This is a genomic window from Streptomyces sp. NPDC126510 (genome assembly GCF_040302345.1).
GTDB lineage: Bacteria > Actinomycetota > Actinomycetes > Streptomycetales > Streptomycetaceae > Streptomyces.
In genome coordinates, this window is sequence record NZ_JBEORR010000091.1 from 1 (window position 1) to 2611 (window position 2611).

The 2611-nt window shown below is 58.6% G+C and carries 2 protein-coding genes; both read right to left on the reverse strand.

Annotated features, from left to right (window positions below):
- Positions 1–426: 426 nt before the first annotated feature.
- Positions 427–1515 (reverse strand): IS110 family RNA-guided transposase, encoded by a 1089-nt coding sequence (locus ABTX60_RS43065; RefSeq protein ID WP_003942584.1) that lies wholly within the window; start codon positions 1513–1515, stop codon positions 427–429.
- A gap of 138 nt (positions 1516–1653) precedes the next feature.
- Positions 1654–2076 carry a serine hydrolase gene (locus ABTX60_RS43070; protein WP_166814103.1) on the reverse strand — a complete coding sequence of 141 codons (423 nt, stop codon included), beginning with the start codon at positions 2074–2076 and terminating at the stop codon, positions 1654–1656.
- Positions 2077–2611: the final 535 nt, after the last annotated feature.

A 2611-nucleotide genomic window follows, 5' to 3' on the forward strand; every position in this document is an offset into this window, starting at 1 on the left:
TCACTACAATTACCACCGACCGCATTCAGCACGCGGAGGACGACCGCCCGCCGCTTACCGCCGGCACCGCGTCACCAACGTCCGTTCCTCCTACAACTGATATGTAGAGAAATTTGTCAAGGGACAGGTGGAAACGGCCTCGGGAACGGCAGTTCCCGAGGCCGTTTCCGTTTCGGTCGACGGACATGAAGAACGGCGGGTGACATGTCGATATTCACGACTCGTGGTCAGACTGATATACGCGGGTTGGCTACCGCAGGACGACTGTTCGGCAGGAACGGTGCTGCTGCTCTAGGGTCGGGCGTCGCAATCGGTTCCAATTTCGGAACCTGTTGCTGCCCATAGTTGTTTTCGCAGATCGTTCCTCACGCTGCCATCACGCCCTTTGCGATTGTCTATCGACCGAAATCTAGGGGAAGGACAAGCTCAGGGCTGGTCGTCGACGACCGCCAGCGACCAACACCATCCCGCAAGTTCTCTGGCTACGGCGACATTGGCGATCACCGGACGCTTCTTACGGGCGGTGAACTGCTCCCACCGATGATGCAGGCGGTGGTTGCCGGCATGCCCACGAGCACGCGCAGCGGGGCTGGCTTTCGCCCATCGAGTGCGCATGACCTGTCCAGGGTTGCGGTAGATCTTGCGGTGATGCCATGCTGCCTCGACCAACAACCGACGTGCATGACCGTTGCCGGTCTTGGTGATCGAACCCTGTGATCGTGATGTCCCCGAAGAGTATTCACTCGGCACCAGGCCGACATAGGAACCGATGGTGCTCCCCGTAAATCGCTGCCAGTCGCCGATCTCGACCGCCAACCCGAACCCGGTCAAAGTAGAGATTCCGCGTAAACATCCCAAACGGTGCACCATCGGCGTGTAGGGACTGTTCTCCGCCATCTCCTCGATCGCCGTATCCAGTCGGTCACGGCGGCTTCGGGTGAGCAGCATCGCTTCATAGTTCGAGTCGAACGTGGCCTGCAACGCCGACTGCTCGAACCTCTGACTTCGTAGCCACACATCATGCGCACCAGTCCACGCCGCACCACCAGAATAGACAATGCCCTGCCGCAGAAGAAGTTTCGACAAGCGATGTCGGCATCGCATCAGATCCCCGCGAGCATCCTCACGGGCACGGACCAGATCTCGGGCTGCCTCTTGTTCTACCGAAGGGACCGTGACCTCGACGATCTCGTCCAGTCGGAGCAACCGCGCCAGATGCAGCGCGTCGCGAGCATCGGTCTTGACGCGGTCACCAGCAGGTCTCTGCAATTTCGACGGCGCAACCACCACGCACTCCACACCCGCTTGATTCAGAGCTCGGTACAGGCCGAATCCGGTCGGTCCGGCCTCGTAGACGGCTTTCACCGGACCCGGCAACGAACGCAACCAGGCGAGGATCTCACCGGAGTCCGGACATAATCGTTGTTTCCATACTTCACCGGTTTGACCGTCGATCGCACATGCCACTACAGACAGTGCGTGCACGTCCAATCCGACACTCGTACGCTGATACATCACCGGGGCCTCCTGCAAATGTAGGCACTACCGATCCAGGCTTCGCCTACTCGGCAACCCACGGCAACTTGCAAGCGAGTCCCCGGCCCGAAACGGGCCGACCCTCATACCGTCTAGACATACAATTCGACGAGAACGTCATCGACGAGCAGCTTCGCATAATTGACCGACAGCCATCCCGGTGTCCAGGTGCTGCTTCGTGATGGGCGCATAAGACTGAAGATCATCCGCCGTGTAATAAACGACGGCATCCAAATATTCCAGCGGATTCTGGCTCAATACCGCTGCGACAGCAAGGGTTTTGAATGTGGAACAGAACGCGAAACGCTCGTCAGCTCGATACTCGACCATCCCTCCCGTTCTCGGATTGGCCGCATATACACCCAAGCGGGCATCGTATTTGTCTTCGAGATCAGCCAGGAGGTGGGCTCGATCCTCTTCGCTTGCCGTTGACGTTTGAGAACTTGTCGTCGAAGGATTCTTCGCTGAACAACCGGCAAGCGGTACCAGCACCGCTGCGCCCAATAGCGTCCGACGCGTAACACCGCGAAACATCGTCATTCTCGCCTCTCTTGGCTATAGAAATACAGGTTGGTGAAAATGTGGATCGGCAGGGCAGGAAGCCCCGACTGGTCCGACGGCGACCCGATTGGAAAAGTGGGTCTTATCGGTCAATATCCAAGGGGTGCAGGAAGTGTCCGGCGATATCGAGTGCAGGGTTCAACCAGCCCATTCTCTGTTTCATACCGCTGTGTATGGCACTGGCTGTCAGTCCGTTGGGGATGTTTGTGTCCGGCTGACCCGGGACGTCGCTAACCCGTGCATCCCCCGAGGGCGTTCAGCTTCCGTAGCTGGTGGAGCCACTCGACGATCCGGTGATCCCACAGAAGAAACTGAAGAAATCACTCGACCCGGATGTGCTTGCGGACTCGCTGCCGAACGCACCGGCGCTACCACTGTCACTTCCACTACTCGCACTGCCGCTCGATCCTGTGCCGCAGCGGGAGTGTCCGATTAACGGTGGATCCGACCTTGATGTCGGTTAGTTACCGTTCAGGGTGATGCGTCCTTCGAAGGTGATCGCAAACGCATTGAG

Bases quoted from the DNA above. Each gene is read 5' to 3' on its own strand.
- ABTX60_RS43065 (WP_003942584.1), bottom strand. From the start codon at position 1,515: ATGTATCAGCGTACGAGTGTCGGATTGGACGTGCACGCACTGTCTGTA.
- ABTX60_RS43070 (WP_166814103.1), bottom strand. From the start codon at position 2,076: ATGACGATGTTTCGCGGTGTTACGCGTCGGACGCTATTGGGCGCAGCG.